Source organism: Alcanivorax sp. HI0044, from assembly GCF_001634945.1.
This window is the reverse complement of sequence record NZ_LWEZ01000585.1, coordinates 1-1125: the sequence shown is the minus strand read 5'-3', so window position 1 is coordinate 1125 and position 1125 is coordinate 1. Positions and strand designations below refer to the sequence as shown.

2 protein-coding genes are annotated in these 1125 nt (G+C 54.1%); both read right to left on the bottom strand.

The features are described 5' to 3' along the window. Window positions 1-553 (bottom strand): M20/M25/M40 family metallo-hydrolase (locus A3730_RS07050; RefSeq protein ID WP_231883879.1); only part of this gene is annotated, 553 nt, incomplete at its 3' end. A 362-nt stretch (window positions 554-915) separates the two neighbouring features. After that, window positions 916-1125: hypothetical protein (locus tag A3730_RS31230; RefSeq protein ID WP_197477342.1), on the bottom strand; the 210-nt coding region annotated here is incomplete at its 5' end.

Here is a 1125-nt window from a genome sequence, read left to right as displayed (position 1 = left end):
TGCCACCGGTTTCTTCATCGTGACCAAACGCCAGCCACACATCACAGGCCGGTGCACGGTCGTCCGCCAACAAGGCTTCGGTGGCTTCCAGGATCGCCATCAGGCTGCCCTTGTCATCCATGGCACCACGGCCCCAGACAAACTGTGAATCCACCACACCGGCGAAAGGCGGATGCTCCCAGGCGTCCGGTGATGACACCGGCACCACATCCTGATGGGCTAACAGCAACGTCGGCGCGCAGTCTTTTCCGCTATCCCAGTGATAGAGCAGGCTATGGCCGAACGTTTTCAGGGTGAGTCTTGCATGGGTAAGGGGAAAAGACTCACGCAGAAAGTCATGAAAACCATCAAAGGCTTGCGGCTGATCCGGCAAGGTAGCAAATCGCAGGGCACGGGAGAGACGTGCGGTCATCTCGGATTCGTTCAATGCAGATTCAAAAACCGGCAGAGGGATAACCGTTTCGTTGGGCTCTTTTACCTTCAAGGTGTTGAACAACAGCACCGCCAGCAGCACAAGCAACGCCACCACGATCAACAAGAACGCGCGCTTCATGACTCTCTCCCGATAAGTTTTTTTAATTGGTTCATCCAGGGAACCGCTGAATAACACGCTTCTCGCCGTCTGATGCTTTTATCGCAAATACCCGGCACTTTGCAAAATGCTCGACGCCGGATGCCTGACGTAAAACCCCATAACCTGAGAGGCTTCGTTACTGCGGCATCTCCTTTGAGAGGCACTTTCAGGAAAAGTCAGGTAATGCATTTTTCGCAGAGAAAATGGCGGCCAAGGTTTTCAGGTTTGGAAGCCATCGTCCGGCGGTTGCCAGGGCGGTAGAATGAGACGAATCCTGAAGCCGAGGTATCACTCAAGCCCGCGATGAGCCTTTTATTTTTAACGGCGACCCACTCTGTGTGTCAGGACAACACCTTGCGATTTCGCAACAGGTCACCCAGCCCGGCCTTGGTGAGTTGCAAGTCCACGTAAGAGGCGATCACCTCACCGTTATCCATGGCCAGCACTTCATTGAGAAGACGGCGGACAAAGCTGATATTCACCTGACGAATAGCGGCTTTTACCTTCAACAGGTTGGACGCATTCATGGAGAGCACGTCCACGCCCATGGC